At 62.2% G+C, this 13831-nt stretch carries 13 protein-coding genes and 2 pseudogenes; 3 read left to right on the top strand and 12 right to left on the bottom strand.

All coding sequences use genetic code 11. The features are described 5' to 3' along the window. Window position 1: 1 nt before the first annotated feature. From AB4Y44_RS11205 to AB4Y44_RS11165, 9 genes and pseudogenes are all read right to left on the bottom strand, one after another. Window positions 2-1411 carry an MFS transporter gene (locus tag AB4Y44_RS11205; RefSeq protein ID WP_368699549.1) on the bottom strand — a complete coding sequence of 470 codons (1410 nt, stop codon included), beginning with the start codon at window positions 1409-1411 and terminating at the stop codon, window positions 2-4. 17 nt (window positions 1412-1428) lie between these two features. Then, entirely contained in the window at window positions 1429-2178 is a 750-nt protein-coding gene (locus AB4Y44_RS11200; protein ID WP_368699548.1) for an SDR family NAD(P)-dependent oxidoreductase, read from the bottom strand. A gap of 48 nt (window positions 2179-2226) precedes the next feature. Beyond that, on the bottom strand, window positions 2227-3072 hold the full coding sequence (locus tag AB4Y44_RS11195; RefSeq protein WP_368699547.1) for an alpha/beta fold hydrolase: 846 nt from the start codon (window positions 3070-3072) through the stop codon (window positions 2227-2229). A 223-nt stretch (window positions 3073-3295) separates the two neighbouring features. Continuing rightward, window positions 3296-3697 carry a nuclear transport factor 2 family protein gene (locus AB4Y44_RS11190; protein WP_342924025.1) on the bottom strand — a complete coding sequence of 134 codons (402 nt, stop codon included), beginning with the start codon at window positions 3695-3697 and terminating at the stop codon, window positions 3296-3298. A gap of 12 nt (window positions 3698-3709) precedes the next feature. After that, the gene (locus AB4Y44_RS11185; RefSeq protein WP_368699579.1) at window positions 3710-3922 is read right to left on the bottom strand and encodes a DUF3237 family protein; all 213 of its coding nucleotides are present in this window, start codon (window positions 3920-3922) and stop codon (window positions 3710-3712) included. A 70-nt stretch (window positions 3923-3992) separates the two neighbouring features. Then, entirely contained in the window at window positions 3993-4739 is a 747-nt protein-coding gene (locus AB4Y44_RS11180; RefSeq protein WP_368699546.1) for an SDR family NAD(P)-dependent oxidoreductase, read from the bottom strand. Window positions 4740-4781: 42 nt separating this feature from the next. After that, a pseudogene (locus AB4Y44_RS11175) lies at window positions 4782-4904 on the bottom strand (DUF427 domain-containing protein); the annotation flags it as partial. A 127-nt stretch (window positions 4905-5031) separates the two neighbouring features. After that, window positions 5032-6231, bottom strand: a complete 1200-nt coding sequence (locus tag AB4Y44_RS11170) for an MFS transporter (protein WP_368699545.1) — start codon at window positions 6229-6231, stop codon at window positions 5032-5034. Between the two features lie 63 nt (window positions 6232-6294). Next, window positions 6295-7041, bottom strand: a complete 747-nt coding sequence (locus tag AB4Y44_RS11165) for an SDR family oxidoreductase (RefSeq protein WP_342924022.1) — start codon at window positions 7039-7041, stop codon at window positions 6295-6297. Between the two features lie 150 nt (window positions 7042-7191). Between AB4Y44_RS11165 and AB4Y44_RS11160 the strand changes: the two genes are divergently transcribed. Both AB4Y44_RS11160 and AB4Y44_RS11155 read left to right on the top strand, forming a co-directional pair. Next, window positions 7192-8073, top strand: a complete 882-nt coding sequence (locus AB4Y44_RS11160; protein WP_342924021.1) for a LysR family transcriptional regulator — start codon at window positions 7192-7194, stop codon at window positions 8071-8073. Between the two features lie 254 nt (window positions 8074-8327). Then, the gene (locus AB4Y44_RS11155; protein WP_368699544.1) at window positions 8328-9020 is read left to right on the top strand and encodes a winged helix-turn-helix domain-containing protein; all 693 of its coding nucleotides are present in this window, start codon (window positions 8328-8330) and stop codon (window positions 9018-9020) included. A gap of 260 nt (window positions 9021-9280) precedes the next feature. Here AB4Y44_RS11155 and AB4Y44_RS11150 read toward each other — a convergent pair whose 3' ends face one another. Further along, a complete protein-coding gene (locus AB4Y44_RS11150) occupies window positions 9281-9928 on the bottom strand; it encodes a glutathione S-transferase (protein ID WP_342924019.1) in 648 nt (215 codons plus the stop codon). A gap of 75 nt (window positions 9929-10003) precedes the next feature. Beyond that, on the bottom strand, window positions 10004-10750 hold the full coding sequence (locus AB4Y44_RS11145) for an SDR family NAD(P)-dependent oxidoreductase (protein WP_176122920.1): 747 nt from the start codon (window positions 10748-10750) through the stop codon (window positions 10004-10006). 1037 nt (window positions 10751-11787) lie between these two features. On the opposite strand from AB4Y44_RS11145, the pseudogene AB4Y44_RS11140 reads away from it, so the two are divergent. Further along, window positions 11788-13047: pseudogene (locus tag AB4Y44_RS11140) on the top strand (aspartate ammonia-lyase); the annotation flags it as partial. Window positions 13048-13069: 22 nt separating this feature from the next. On the opposite strand, the gene AB4Y44_RS11135 reads toward AB4Y44_RS11140, so the two are convergent. After that, a complete protein-coding gene (locus AB4Y44_RS11135) occupies window positions 13070-13777 on the bottom strand; it encodes a transcriptional regulator NanR (RefSeq protein ID WP_069266474.1) in 708 nt (235 codons plus the stop codon). Window positions 13778-13831 lie beyond the last annotated feature (54 nt).

Raw genomic sequence — 13831 nt, 5'->3', positions numbered from 1 at the left:
GTCACCATTGCCGGACGCAGTGTCCCGTGCGAGACGGACGCCTGAGAACATCCAACGCTGGACATCCTTCATCTGTTCTCTCAGTCGCCGGTCCATCCCGCGTACAGGTCTGACTGGCCGCGAGGCGAAGCAGATTCGGCGTTTCAGTTGGGAATCGGCGGCGCTCGTCCTTCGCCATGCGACGCAGGCCGAGCGCGAGTGCGAGCGTGGCGGAGCTCAAGGCGGCGATTACGCTGGCGCCCAAATACACGGCGAAGCCCAGTCCGTGAACCGTCGCGACGCGTCCCAGAATCGGCGCGAGTACGCCGACGGCCAGATAACCAAGGAGATACAGCGCCGACAGGGTGCCACCTCGTCGTTCGACGGGTGTTGCGCCGTTGATGACTTCCAGTGCGCTCAAGAACAGCAGGCTATAGCCGGCACCGGTTATGGCGGTCGCAGACAGGAAAAATGTCATTGTGTGAAGGGCGGTTGCCACCGCCAGCAACCCCATGCCTGCGCCGGACGCCGCGGCACCAGCAATCATTGCCGCCCGGGTCGACAGAGATTTGCCCAGCAAACTCACGATGCCAGACGTGATGGCAAAGACCGCGAGGATCGAACCGTCGACGAGCGTGTTCGGGGATCGGACCAGGTCGTGTGCAATCTGTCCGCCGAGCGACAGGATCATGACACCGTGGGTATAGGCGGTGATCATGGCAACCGCAGCGACCATGAAGGCCTTGCGGGCGCTCTGAGGCACGGACGGCAAACTGGGCGTCCAGCCGCGTGCGGCGCCGCGCTCTGCCGGCAGGGGCAGGAACCACGTGACCGAGAACAAGGCTGCGATCAGCAAAGCCAGCAGCCAGAAAACCAGGTGCAAGGGCCACGGCGCGTATTGCGTCAGAGCGCCGCCGATGATGAGCGCCGCTGCGAAGCCTGCGGCCTGGGCGGCCGTGGCAACCACGGAGGCACGGCGTGGCGCACCGCTCTCGTTGGATTCGACCATCGCCGCTGTCGACGGTCCGGCGGTCAGGCCGACGCCGACGCCCATGAATGCCCGGGCCAGGAAAAGCCATGAGATATCGTGCGCGAGCGCGAGGATCAGTGCGCCGAGGAAAGAGGCACTCAGGCCGAGTAGCATCGTCGCCCGCCGGCCGATCTGGTCGGACAGGCCGCCGAACAGGATGAGCACGCTGACGACCACGATCGGGTAGATCGCGAAGATTTCGGCCGTGGTCGTCGGGGTGAGATGCCATTCGCTTGCATAGAGCCGGTACGTCATGGCGGGTGCCGCGCTGGTCCAGAGGGTATGAGCGACCACGCCAGCCGAGACCCAGAAACTGGCCCGGTGGCCAAGTGCGGCATGCGTGTATCGACGGGTGCTTCCGCTGTGAATCGCGGGGGCAGTCGGGCAGGCTGTATGGGTCATGGCCGTCTCCCCCGGTATCAGAGCTTGGAGCCGCCGTCGACACGCAGCGTGTCACCCGTCACCCAGCGTGCCGCATCGGATGCGAGGAACAGGGCTGTGCCTGCGATGTCGTCGGGTTGCGCCACGCGCTTGAGGGCCTGCATGCCGAGGGTGAATTCCCGCCCGGCATCGGTTCTGGCGAAGTTCGACATGTCAGTTTCAACAACGCCCGGCGCGATGGCGTTCACGCGAATGCCGCGCTCGCCGAGCGCTGCGGCGAAATGCTTGACCAGAGTGTCGATTGCTCCCTTACTCGCGGCGTAGGCTGACAGATTGCCAACCGAAGCGCGGGCTGCAAGTGAGGACAGCAGGACTACGCTACTGCCCTCGCCCAGCACGGGCAGCAGTTGCTGGACGAGGAAGTATGGGGCGCGCACATTGACGGCGAATAACCGGTCGAAATCCTCTACCGTCGTCTCCGCGATGGATGACGCCTTCGAGATGCCGGCATTCGCAACGAGAATGTCGAGACGCTCGCCAATCAGCCCGCGTACCTGACGGGCCAGTTCGTGAGGGCCGTTCGCCGCGCTCAGGTCTGCCGCGACCTTTTCGGCAGAACCACCCGACGCACGGATCGCCTCGACGACGGAATTTGCAGCCTTCTCGTCGCTGCCGAAGTGCACGATCACGCGCGCGCCTGCTGCTGCCAGAGCCAGAGCGGTTGCGCGGCCGATGCCGCGCGAAGCGCCCGTGACGAGGGCGGTCTTGCCATGAAGATTAGTACTCACGATTAACTCCTGTTGAATTCGGGATCAAATGTGGGTGTAACTGGCGACTCAGGAAAGGAATCTGGAAACGTCTTCCACGAAACGCTCGGGGTATTGATAGAGCGAGCCGTGATTGGCGTCCGGATAGATGACCAGTTGGGCATTCGGGATGTGCTGGCGCAGAATCAGCGAATTGACCGTGTAGATGATGACGTCGTCGTCACCATTGACGACCAGGGTCGGCTGGCTGAGTGCCGACAGGTAGGCATACGGGTTGTCCTGCGCCGCGCCCCATTTCGCGAGTGCCGCGAGCTGGGCCGGTGCCACGGCTTCGTTGGCCGCCGGATCACGGTTCTCCGTGCGAAGGCGGAAGCGTTCGAGGAACGCACGCCCGGCCGCCTGGCTGGTTCCGGTCTGCGAGAAATGGACGCGCAGCCAGAGATGGTCCGGTTCGGCATAGCTCGCGCCGAAGATTTCCTGCGCTTCGGGCGTCAGCGAGGCCATGCCTTCTCCGCTGCGCGGGCCCGTGCCGACGAGGATCAGGCGGCGAACCAGCGTGGGCTCCGCAATGGCGAGCGTCTGCGCAATCAGGCCACCCATCGAGAATCCCAGTACATCGACCTGTTCGAGACCGAGCGCACGGATGAATGCGGCAGCGTGGGCCGCCATTTCCTCGATCGATTCGGGAACGCTGCCCGAACTGCTCGAAATACCGGCGTTGTTGAACAGGATGACCTCACGTCCGGCGGCGAGGCCGTCGGTCACGGCGGGGTCCCAGTGATCCATGGTGCCGGTGAAGTGGATATTCATCACTAGCGGCACGCCGATGGGATTCCCAAAGCGACGATAGGCGAACCGGATGCCGTCTGCTTCGACGTACTGCGTCGGTGCGGTCTGATGTGTATGGTGGGTCATGATTGCGATCCTTTCAGGTGTAAGTTCAGCAGTTGTTTTTCCGGTATGTCTGAAATGCATGGGGTGCTGCGTTTGCAATCCAGTCACCCGCCTGGAAATCTCGTAGGGCGGTGCCTGTTGATAGGTAATGTATGCTCGGGCCGGTAAGAGGAAAAAGACTTTGTAGGCAAGCGGTCATGCCATACGGGCATGGGGTACGCATGCCGGCGCTCGCCTGCGCGGATCAGGTCGGAAAACGTTCGCCGAACATCGGCAGGCCGCTGACCGACTGCGTCGCACTAGCCTCGTCCTGGAGCACGTCCCAGTGTTCGGCCAGCCTGCCATTCTCGAAACGCACGATATCGGCGGCAATCCACGCGGTCGGCCTGCCATTCCCGGAAAAACGGCCATGCGCAATCACGTAATCCCCTTCCGCCACCACGAGTTGGTTCTCGTAACGCAAGGTGTCGGGCAGGCTACGGATCAGGTCGAACAGTCCTTTACGTCCCGGTGCGATGTGCGCGCTGTGCTGGATATAGGAATCCGACCAGAAACGCTCGGCGGCAGCGTAGTCGCGCTGGTTAAAGAGCGTATCGAAGGCTTCGAGGAGCAGTGCCTTGTTCTGTGCGGCGGTGGTTGTGGTCATGTTGTTCTCCAGTCAGAAATCAGAGCACTTCAAATACGCTGTACACGGGGCCGTAGGCCAGTCGTTACTGCCGTCGAGCACGGTACCGGTGAGCCGGTCGCCCTGGAATGTGCCGGACTCAACGATGCCGACGCGGCGCAAGGCGGCCGGTGTCTGACCGACCGCTACGATTGGCTTGACGCCAAGACGGACCACGAACAGTGGCCGCGTCCGGACTTCCTTCATGACCGGGGGTAGATCGTCAAATTGGGGCGTATGGTTTGCGGACATGGTGTTGTCATCTCATCCGACGGATTCAGGCGGTCCTGCCGCCGTTGACGCGCAGGACTTCGCCGGTCATATAGCTGGCCTTGCCCGAACCGACGAAAACGATGGCCTCGGCGATTTCCTCGGGCGTTCCGGCGCGTTTGAGCGGGACGCTCGACAGCATGGCGGCCTTGCGCTCGGCGGATCCGGTCAGCCGGGTGAGCATCTCCGTCTCGATGGGGCCGGGCGCGACAGCATTCACGCGCACGCCCGACGTGGCCGCTTCCAGTGCCGCAGACTTCGTGAGACCTTCGACGGCATGCTTGCTGGCCGTGTAAATGGACATGCCAGCAGCGCCGCGCAAGCCCATCGTCGACGACACGTTGACGATGCTGCCGCGCTGTTGGGCCGTCATCACACGCAGCTCGTGCTTCATCGCGAGCAGTGTGCCGAGCACATTGGCGTCGAAGACGGCGGCGTAGCGCTCGGGCGTCTGCTCGATGACAGGGCCCGACTCCCCTTCGACGCCGGCAGCGTTGACGGCGATGTCGAGTTGACCAAAGCGTGCGACGGTGCGTTTGACTAGCGCTTCGACCTGCTCTTCATGGCGAACGTCTGCCTGAATGAATTCGGCTTCGATACCGGTTGCGCGCAGTTCTTCGGCGAGCTTCTCTCCGACTTCAGCCCTTCGTCCGGCAAGCACGACGCGGGCTTTGTCGCGTGCGAAGGCGAAGGCCGTGGCGCGGCCAATACCGGACAGTGCGCCAGTGATCAGTACAACGGGTGCGTTATTCATGCTGCTTCTCCGGCCGGGTAGCGTTCTGCGCAGGAAACGGAATCAATCGGAAATCGCGTCGGCGGGCAGAGCCTCGTTCGCGTCGACACGGTCGGGGTAGAAAGCCAGATGCTCGCGGATTGATGCAACGGCTGCGTGCGGTTGCTCGTAGGTCCAGACAGCATTGTGATCGGATGGTCGGGGCCCGGGATCTTGACGGGTTTGTCGTTCGGATGTGCGGTAGACATGATCAACTCCTTGTCGGAACAGCGGAGGGCCGCGGGCCGCATAGACGCAGCCCGCCGGATTGTGATCAGGAGGTCGCGGGCTCGTCGATCCTGCGAGGATGGCCGCCGCTCAGCGCGAGCGTCAGCATCGAGACCACGGCGAGTCCCACGCCGAAGTACATTGCATTGAAGAGACCGAACCCGTCGACGATCCGGCCACCTATGAATGAGCCCAGTGCAATCGAGATCTGGAAGTTGGCGACGAAGAGCGCCATGCCGCCCTCACGTACTTCGCGAGTCGCCTGGGCCATCCACATTTGTAACGCGACCGGCAGGGCGCCATACGCGATTCCCCATACGGCGAGCGCGACCAGCACCCCAGGCCGACTGGTGCCGAGTGCGGGAAGCATGGCGAGCGGCAATGCGATAAACAGGATGCTCGCGATGAGCGTGGCCCTGACGCTCCGTTGCGCGGATGAACCACCGATGAAATTACCGAGCAGCCCGAAGAACGTGTAGCCGAGCAGCAGCAACGAGATGACCTTGCCGCCAAATCCCGACACCGTTGCGAGGAACGGAGTGATATACGTATAGGTCGCAAACTGTCCGCATAGGGCGAGCGTCATCGCGATCAGCCCGATGCGTGCCGGTCGCGTACCGAAGATGCCGAGCAGATCGCGCGTGCTAACCCGATGCTCTACGTGTAGCGACGGCAACGAAACCCACTGGGCCAGCAGCGCGGCAACGGACAGCGCGAGCGCTGCGCCAAATGCGGTACGCCAACCAGCCTGGTCCCCGATCAGTGCCCCGGCCGGGCCGCCGATCAGCATGCCGAGCGAGACGCCCGCGAAAATCAGCGATGTGGCCCGACCGACATGCTTCTCCGGCACGAGTCGGGCGCCGAGCCCTACGCTGATCGCCCAGAATCCGCCGATTCCGAATCCGAACAGCGCGCGGGCCATGACGAGAATCGTAAAGTTCGGCGCCAGCATGGCCGTCAGATTCGAGATTACGAGCAGCAGGCCCAGGCCGAGTAGCACGCGCCGACGGTCGAAACGTCCGACCGCTACCGTAAGAAATGGCGCGGCAATGGCGGCCAGCAGCCCGGGCGCCGTGGCCATGATGCCGGCGGTTCCTTCTGTGACGCCCAGTCCCTGGCTGATATAGCGCAGTAGCCCGACGGGAAGGAATTCCGTGGTGCAGAACACGGTCGCGCTGAGTGCGACCGAAAGAACCGCGAGCCAGTTTCGCGTGCGCGGGGGCTGTATTGAGGTAGTTTGCGACATTGATATATCCCGGTGCGTGAATCGAATTGGATTGCCGAAATGGCGGCGTCGCGGTCGACTCGCTCAGAGCTTCGAGCCGCCGTCGACATTGAGCGTCGCGCCGGTTGTCCATCTGGCCTGGTCGGAGGCGAGAAAGGTGATCGCAGCGGCGATATCATCGGGTTCGGCGAGCCGTTTGATGGCCTGAAGGCTGAGTGTCATGTCGCGGCCTTCGTCGGAGCGGGTGAAGTTCGACATATCGGTTTGCACCACGCCGGGTGCGACTGCGTTCACACGGATGCCGCGCGGTCCGAGGACATCCGCGAATTGGCGCACAAGAGTGTCCACGGCGCCTTTCGTGGCCGAGTAGGCCAATAGTTCGCCGACGGCCGCATGGGCCGCGAGCGACGAAAGCAGCGTGACGCTGCTGCCCTTGCACATGATCGGCAGCAATTGCTGAACGAGAAAATACGGAGCGCGGACGTTGACTGCGAACAGTTCGTCGAAATCTTCGACGCCTGTTTCCTCGAGCTTGGCTGCCTTCGCGATGCCAGCGTTGGAAACGAGGATGTCGAGCCGTTCACCGACGATTGCCCGGACATGGCGCGCGAGCCTGTGCGGCCCGTCGGAGTCGGCCAGATCGGCCTGGATGGCATGGGCACGAGTGCCCGTCGCAGTGATTTCGGCGACGACGGCCTCGGCCTCACGCGCACCGCGGCCATAGTGAACGATGATCTGAGCGCCTGCCTGCGCGAGCGCAAGCGCAGCGGCGCGCCCGATGCCGCGGGAAGCGCCGGTGACGAGCGCGGTCTTTCCTGTCAGGGTGTTCATGATCGTCCTTCCAGCAGATAACTGACATTGAGTCGAGGGAGGGTTTCGTCCGGCTGATGTGATCGAACGATAGCCGCCACTTGTCCGCGCGAAAAAGACTTTGTAAGCTGATCCCCATACCTGTCAGGCATGACTAAAAGGAACGCGTGTATGGAACTGCGTCATCTTCGTTATTTCGTCGCTGTGGCCGAAGAGGGCAGCCTGACCGTCGCGGCGGAACGTCGGCTGTACACGTCCCAGCCGTCTCTGAGCCGGCAGATCAGAGACCTTGAATACGAAGTAGGTGCGCAACTGTTCGTGCGTAGCGCGCGTGGCATTGAACTGACCGACGCCGGCAAGGCATTTCTGGACCACACTCGCCTCGCCCTTGCACAAGTCGATGCGGCATGCGAGGCAGCGCGGCGGGCGGCGCGACCGTCCAAGCCGACGTTTGCTGTTGGCTTCCTGAGCGGACAGGAAGTGACCTGGCTCGCGCAAGCGACTCGCGTGCTCGCGAGCGATCTGCAGAGCATCGAAATGACGGTATCGAGCGAGCACTCCCCTGAACTCGCAGAGGGATTGTCGACGGGACGGCTGGACGTCGCCTTCATGCGTGCCGAAGCCAACCGACCCGACCTCGATTACGTGACAGTCGCACGCGAGCCTTTCGTCGTGCTGATGCCAAGCGACCATCGCCTTGCGGCCTTCGATGAGATCGACGTGCACGAACTGGCGGGTGAATTGTTCATAGGTGGTTCAGACGTAGCCGGTCCCATGCGCGGCGCGATCGAAAACTATCTGGCGACAAACGACGTCGCCATCGAGCCCGCGCATCGCGTGCATAACCTGACGATGGCGATGTCGCTAATCGCCTCGACGAGAGGCGTCGCACTACTGCCCTCCTATGCCGAGAAACTGCTGCCCTGGTCGGTAACAAGCCGACCACTCAAGGGCGAACCGCCGAGAATCGATCTTGTGGTGGGCTATAACCGGAATAACCGCTCAGCGATTCTGTCGACGTTTCTGTCGCGCATCGACCAGATAAAGCAATAAGTTGCACGACGCGGTGTGGCCTGTGCGGGGTGCAGTCCCGCACGCGTTGAAAGTGCTGAAACGCACTGAAAGAAGCTGATCCTTACCGGTGTTCGCCGCCCCGGGCGGCAGACAAAATTCTGACGACACTCGTGAGGCCGGGTTCCAGCCTCACGCTTACGAGCACGGTGGCAACAAGTAGATCAAGGTTCATGTCAGACGAAACTGAGTCCAATATGCCCCATCGTTCCATCTCCGCCCGAATGGACGTGTGCATGCTGCATCACGGTGAATTCGCTTTCGGAGCAACGGTCGTCGCGCCACGCCGCCGCGAGGTCGTGCATCGTGGAACCAGGGTCGACATCGGCGAGCGGGCGTTCGACCTGCTCCTTCTTCTGGCGGAATCGTGTGGCTCCGTTCTGAGCAAGGCGGAGATCATCGCGAGCGTGTGGCAAGACCGCGTCGTCGAAAGCAATACCGTTGAAGCTCAGATTTCCGCACTTCGCCGCGCTCTCGGAGACGATCGGGCCGCAATACGTACGGTGACGGGGCGCGGATACCAGTTCATCGCAGAAGTGCTCCCGCAAGTCACGAATTCGGCCAGCCCCCCTGCTGCACCAACGGACAAGCCGGCTTTTTCGGGCCAGCCGCTACCTGCAGAGGTCAGCCCTCTCATCGGCCAGGAAATTGCCGTACGCGAGATTTGCCATGGCCTGCAAACGCATCGTCTGGTCACGCTCGTGGGTACCGGCGGTGTGGGAAAGACGCGGTTGGCGCTCGAAGCCGCGCGCCAGTCGGCATCACATTTTGCGGATGGCGTGTCCGTGGCCGAGCTCGCGGCCACCACATCGACGGACCATATTCCGACAACCATCGCCGTCGTGCTCGGATTTCCTGGAGAGCGAAGGCGGAGGTACTGGTCGCAATCCGGGGCGACGAAGCGATACCGGCGGCCGAATCGATATTGACCGATGCTCTTCAGATGGCCCAAAAACACGGATTCCTCGCGTGGCAGTCGCGTTGCTCATTGAGCCTTGCCCGGCTCCGACACATGAAAGGCGACGCGAAAGCCGCGCTCAATGCCATCTTTCCCGTGACGCAGGAGTCCGCGGGTGCGGGGGACATTGGCGCGGCAGGTCCGACGCTTACCGGCCGTGAGGCGAATCGCAGCCGGCCGCGCAGATACTGAGCACACGGCATCGGTCACGGCAGGCTATTTTGCGGGACGTCATGCCTTCGACGACGGACGTGCGTTGACTTTGTCGTACCACGCTTGCAATGCGTCGAAGCCCGCGGGAATGCTCAGCTTCATGCCGCCCGCCGCGAAGTCGATCGCTACCAGCGTAGTAATGTCAGCCGCGGAGAATGCGTCGCCCGCGACGAACGGCACTGTCTTGAGACGGTCATTGAAATCAGCAAAGAAGTGCGCGACGCGCAGCTTGCTGCGCTCGACAATTTCGGGGATCTGCTCGTACGCATGCGGGCCCGACAGCGCTCGACCTTTCAGCCCGGCTACGGCGTTCCTGACGCCCTCCATCACGGCCGAGAATCCGTCCAGCTCGGCACGTCGTTCCCACATCGTGACGAGCGCCTTCGTAGTTGGCGTCGTGCCCAGCAATGCGGGCCTGTCGGGGTGGGCCTCCTCGATGTAGCGCCAGATTGCAGGGACTTCGCCGATCGCTGTGCCGTCTCGCAGCACGAGCGTGGGGACCTGGCGGCGAGGGTTGATCGCAACGTAGGCATCGGAGAATTGCTCTTTGGCGCCGAGGTCCACCGCCTTGGCAGGAAATTCGATGCCCTTCTCGGCAAGGAAGATGCGAACACGGCGAGAGTTCGGGGAGGCCTTCGATTCGAAAAAGGTGAGATCGGTGTTCATTGTTGGTTCCATCCAGAAGTGTCGCTTATATTCGGCTTCGCCGATTCAGCAGGAAGACGAATCCGCGTTGAAAGCTCAACCCGCTGTCTTGCCGCCGTCGACGGTGAGGATCTGCCCTGTGACAAACGCAGCACCGTCATTGGCCAGGTAGAGCACCGCCGCCGCGATATCGTCAGGCCTACCGATTCGTGCGAGCGGAACCGTTGCCGCGAGCGAGGCCTTGTTCTCCGGCGTGCCGGTGAAACGGTCCAACATGCCTGTGTCAGTGGGGCCGGGCGCTACGGCGTTGACGCGAACTCGCGCCGAAGCGGCTTCGAGCGCAGCCGATTTCGTGATCCCTTCCACAGCATGCTTGCTGCCCGCATACACCGAAGCGAAGGCCGCACCCTCATGACCATAAGTCGAGGATATGTTGATGATGCTGCCAGCTTGCTGTGCGGTCATCACGCGCAGTTCGTGCTTGAGACTCAGCAACGTGCCGAGCACGTTGGTGTCGAAGGTATCAGCGTAGCTCTCGGCAGTCTGATCGACCACAGGTCCCGGTTTGCCTTCCGTGCCAGCATTGTTGACTGCAACGTCGAGCCGGCCGAAGCGAGCAACGGTTTCGTCGACGAGGTGACGGACGTCTTCGTCGCGGCGTACGTCAGCCTGCACGAAGAAAGCTTGTGCGCCTGCTTCGCGCAATTCGGCCTCGAGCGCCGAGCCTTCCGCGGCGCGGCGGCCCGACACGACGAGGCGTGCGCCCACGCGGGCGAATGCAAAAGCGGTTGCGCGGCCGATGCCCGTGAGGGCGCCGGTGATCAGGACGACGGGTTGGTTCATTTTGCGGCTCCAGTTAGGTAAGTTCATGTCAAACGCAACGCAGAGAGAGCTTCGATTCCAGGGGAGGGCGCAATATCTATTGCTTGATATGCAGCTCCCGTCACTGGACGCGAGTTACGCGACGGCGACGATGACGATGACGTCGTCCGGCGCGTGTGAAATGCTCTAACTCGTGCATGCAGAGTAGCGTTTCAGATCGCAACGGAAAAAGACTTTCCAGGCTCACCCGCATGCCTGCGAAGCATGGCTCCGCAGCCGGGGATAGGGGGAAAGCATGACTACCGATCTACGCTGGCGCGTTGCGGTCCCGAAGCAGCGAACCTCATTGCTGGTGGAGCAGCAAATAGCCGCGGCGCATCCGTCACTGGAAATGGCACACCGTTTGCCGCCAACCGCACGCGCTCGATGGCGGTTGGGCACTCCAAAGCGACCGTGTGACTTTGAGTACGAAGTTATGTGCATTGGCGTCGCGCCACTGTCAGCAATTGTCAGAACCACCACGCCAAGGCGTCATTCTCGCGCCGAAGGTTGCACGGTTGCGCACACAACAAATACCGCGGCCATCCAGATAGCTTTCCGGATCAAACGCCGAGCATCGCGCGATGTAGCGGCTCTTTTAGGATCTTCTCGGATGCCATTGAAACCGGTTGCGCACAGGCTGTAGTCGGCCCACAAGCGGCCGTTGCAGTTCCGCAAAGGTGATTCTGTGTGAGACCGTACATTTTCAATGCCCGGTTACCGACAGGATGTACCTCCATCGATGCGACCGTACTTAGTTGGTTGGGCGAGATTCGCCAGCCGACCCTCATCGGGGAACCGCAGAGGACTCTGCGCACAATGAAAATTCATCGGGTTTGCTGGAGCGTGCTTACCCTGATGTTTAACCTGGCTATGGTGGCATTTGAGTTGTCAAACACCTCCAGCGACACTTGTCGCTCACGAAACGGACGGGAAAAAACCTTGCTGGTAGACAGTCTTCGCCGCTTCAATAGAGACGCGCGGCGAACACCATCACGCCTCGCCCCTGCGACTGCGGGCTGGCGGCAACCTCCACGGCGATAGCGAACTGCGAGTTGCGGCTGCTCCCCGAACACAAGATGAAGGCGATCGTTCACGCGTGCCAGCAGATTCGTGAGGGGGTCGCGCACGACCAGTTCGTCGTCGACGTAATCCAGTGCGGGGCCGGCACGTCGACCAACATGAACGCGAACGAGGTGATCGCCAATCTCGCGCTCGAACATCTGGGCCACGCACGCGGGGACTACAAGGTACTGCACCCAAACGAAGATGTGAACCTGGGACAAAGCACCAACGACGTTTATCCGACTGCGCTGAAAGTCGCCACGTATATGGGTATCGCGCAACTGGTCGATGCGATGGCTGTCCTGCGCGCGTCGTTCGAACGAAAGGCAGTGGAGTTTCACGACGATCTGAAGATGGGGCGAACCCAGTTGCAGGACGCGGTCCCCATGACCCTTGGACAGGAGTTCAGCACCTTTGCAGTCATGCTCGAGGAAGACCAGGAACGTCTGCGCGAAGCGTCGAAACTGATCTGCGAAATCAACCTGGGCGCCACGGCGATCGGCACGGGCATCAACACGTCGCCCGACTACGCGCCGCTCGTCTGCCGCCATTTGGCCAGCGTCACCGGCATCCCTGTGACGACGTCGCCCAATCTCGTGGAGGCGACCCAGGACGTCGGCTCGTTCGTGCAGCTGTCGGGCGTGCTCAAGCGCGTGGCGGTCAAGCTCTCGAAGACCTGCAATGACCTTCGCCTGCTTTCGAGCGGCCCGCGCGCGGGCCTTGGTGAAATCAATCTGCCGCCGGTGCAGGCGGGCTCCAGCATCATGCCGGGCAAGGTCAACCCGGTCATTCCGGAGGTCGTGAACCAGATCGCTTTCGAAGTCATCGGCAACGACGTGACGGTGAGCTTTGCTGCGGAGGCCGGTCAATTGCAGTTGAATGCGTTCGAGCCGGTCATTGCGCACAGCCTGTTCAAGAGCGTGGCGCACCTGCGTGCGGGATGCCTCACCCTGGCGTCGAGGTGTGTCGACGGAATCACGGCCAATCGCGAGCGGCTTCGTTCGCTCGTTGAAAATTCCATCGGCATCGTGACTGCCCTGAATCCGTACATCGGCTATACGAATGCGACGCAGGTAGCCCAGGAAGCGCTCGTATCGGGAAGGAGCGTCGCCGAGATTGTCATCGAGAGAGGGTTGCTCACGCGGACCCAACTCGAAGACATTCTCAAGCCCACGATGCTGACGCAGCCGAGGCACCACCTGCCGCTCGAGTAGCGACCCGCCAGCCACCGTATTGCTAATTGCGGCCTTGCGTACGGTAGAGTTCGTTGGCGCGCGTCAGATGGGCGCGCATCGCCGCCTCGGCGGCGTCGCCGTCACGGGCGGCGATCGCATCGACGATGCGTTGATGCTCGGTGAGCGTCAGTTCCTCGACGCCTGGCGCACGCACGAGCGGCTGGTAGTATTCACCCGCCCAGCGGAACAGCGACTCCACGATCGACGGAAAAATCGGGTTGCCGCTGATCTTCGCAATTTCGCGGTGGAACGCCATGTCCCTCTCGATGAATTCCGCGAGATTGACCATGGACGCGCGATGCTGCGCCACGCTCAACTGAAGCCGTGCGACGTCCTCTTCCGTGGCGCGCTCGGCTGCCATGCGGGCCGTGCCGGTTTCAAGAAAGAGCCGCGCATGCTTGAGGTGCTCGAGCATGTCGGGCTGGGTGCGCAACAGATGCAGCGCCCCACCGGCAATCTGGGCAATCAGGCGATCAGCGGTCGGCACGACCACGCGGGCGCGCTCGCCATGCACGATCTCGACGATGCCGGAACGCTCCAGCGCCTGCAGCGCTTCGCGCACCGCCGGCCGCCCGACGCCGTATATCTCCATCAGTTCGCGCTCGGACGGCAACTGCGCGCCGGGCGCGATCTCGCCCGCACGAATGCGTTCCATGAGCCGGTCGACGACTTCCTGGTATAGCTTGCGACGTGGAATGATCTCGCCCATTGCAGTGGTACTGTAAACGTCTGGTGTAATGACAATACCATACCGCGCCGCCGG

Origin of the sequence: Paraburkholderia sp. BR10937, assembly GCF_040965695.1 — a bacterium.
Classification (GTDB): domain Bacteria; phylum Pseudomonadota; class Gammaproteobacteria; order Burkholderiales; family Burkholderiaceae; genus Paraburkholderia.
This window is presented reverse-complemented; position numbering and strand designations above follow the sequence as displayed.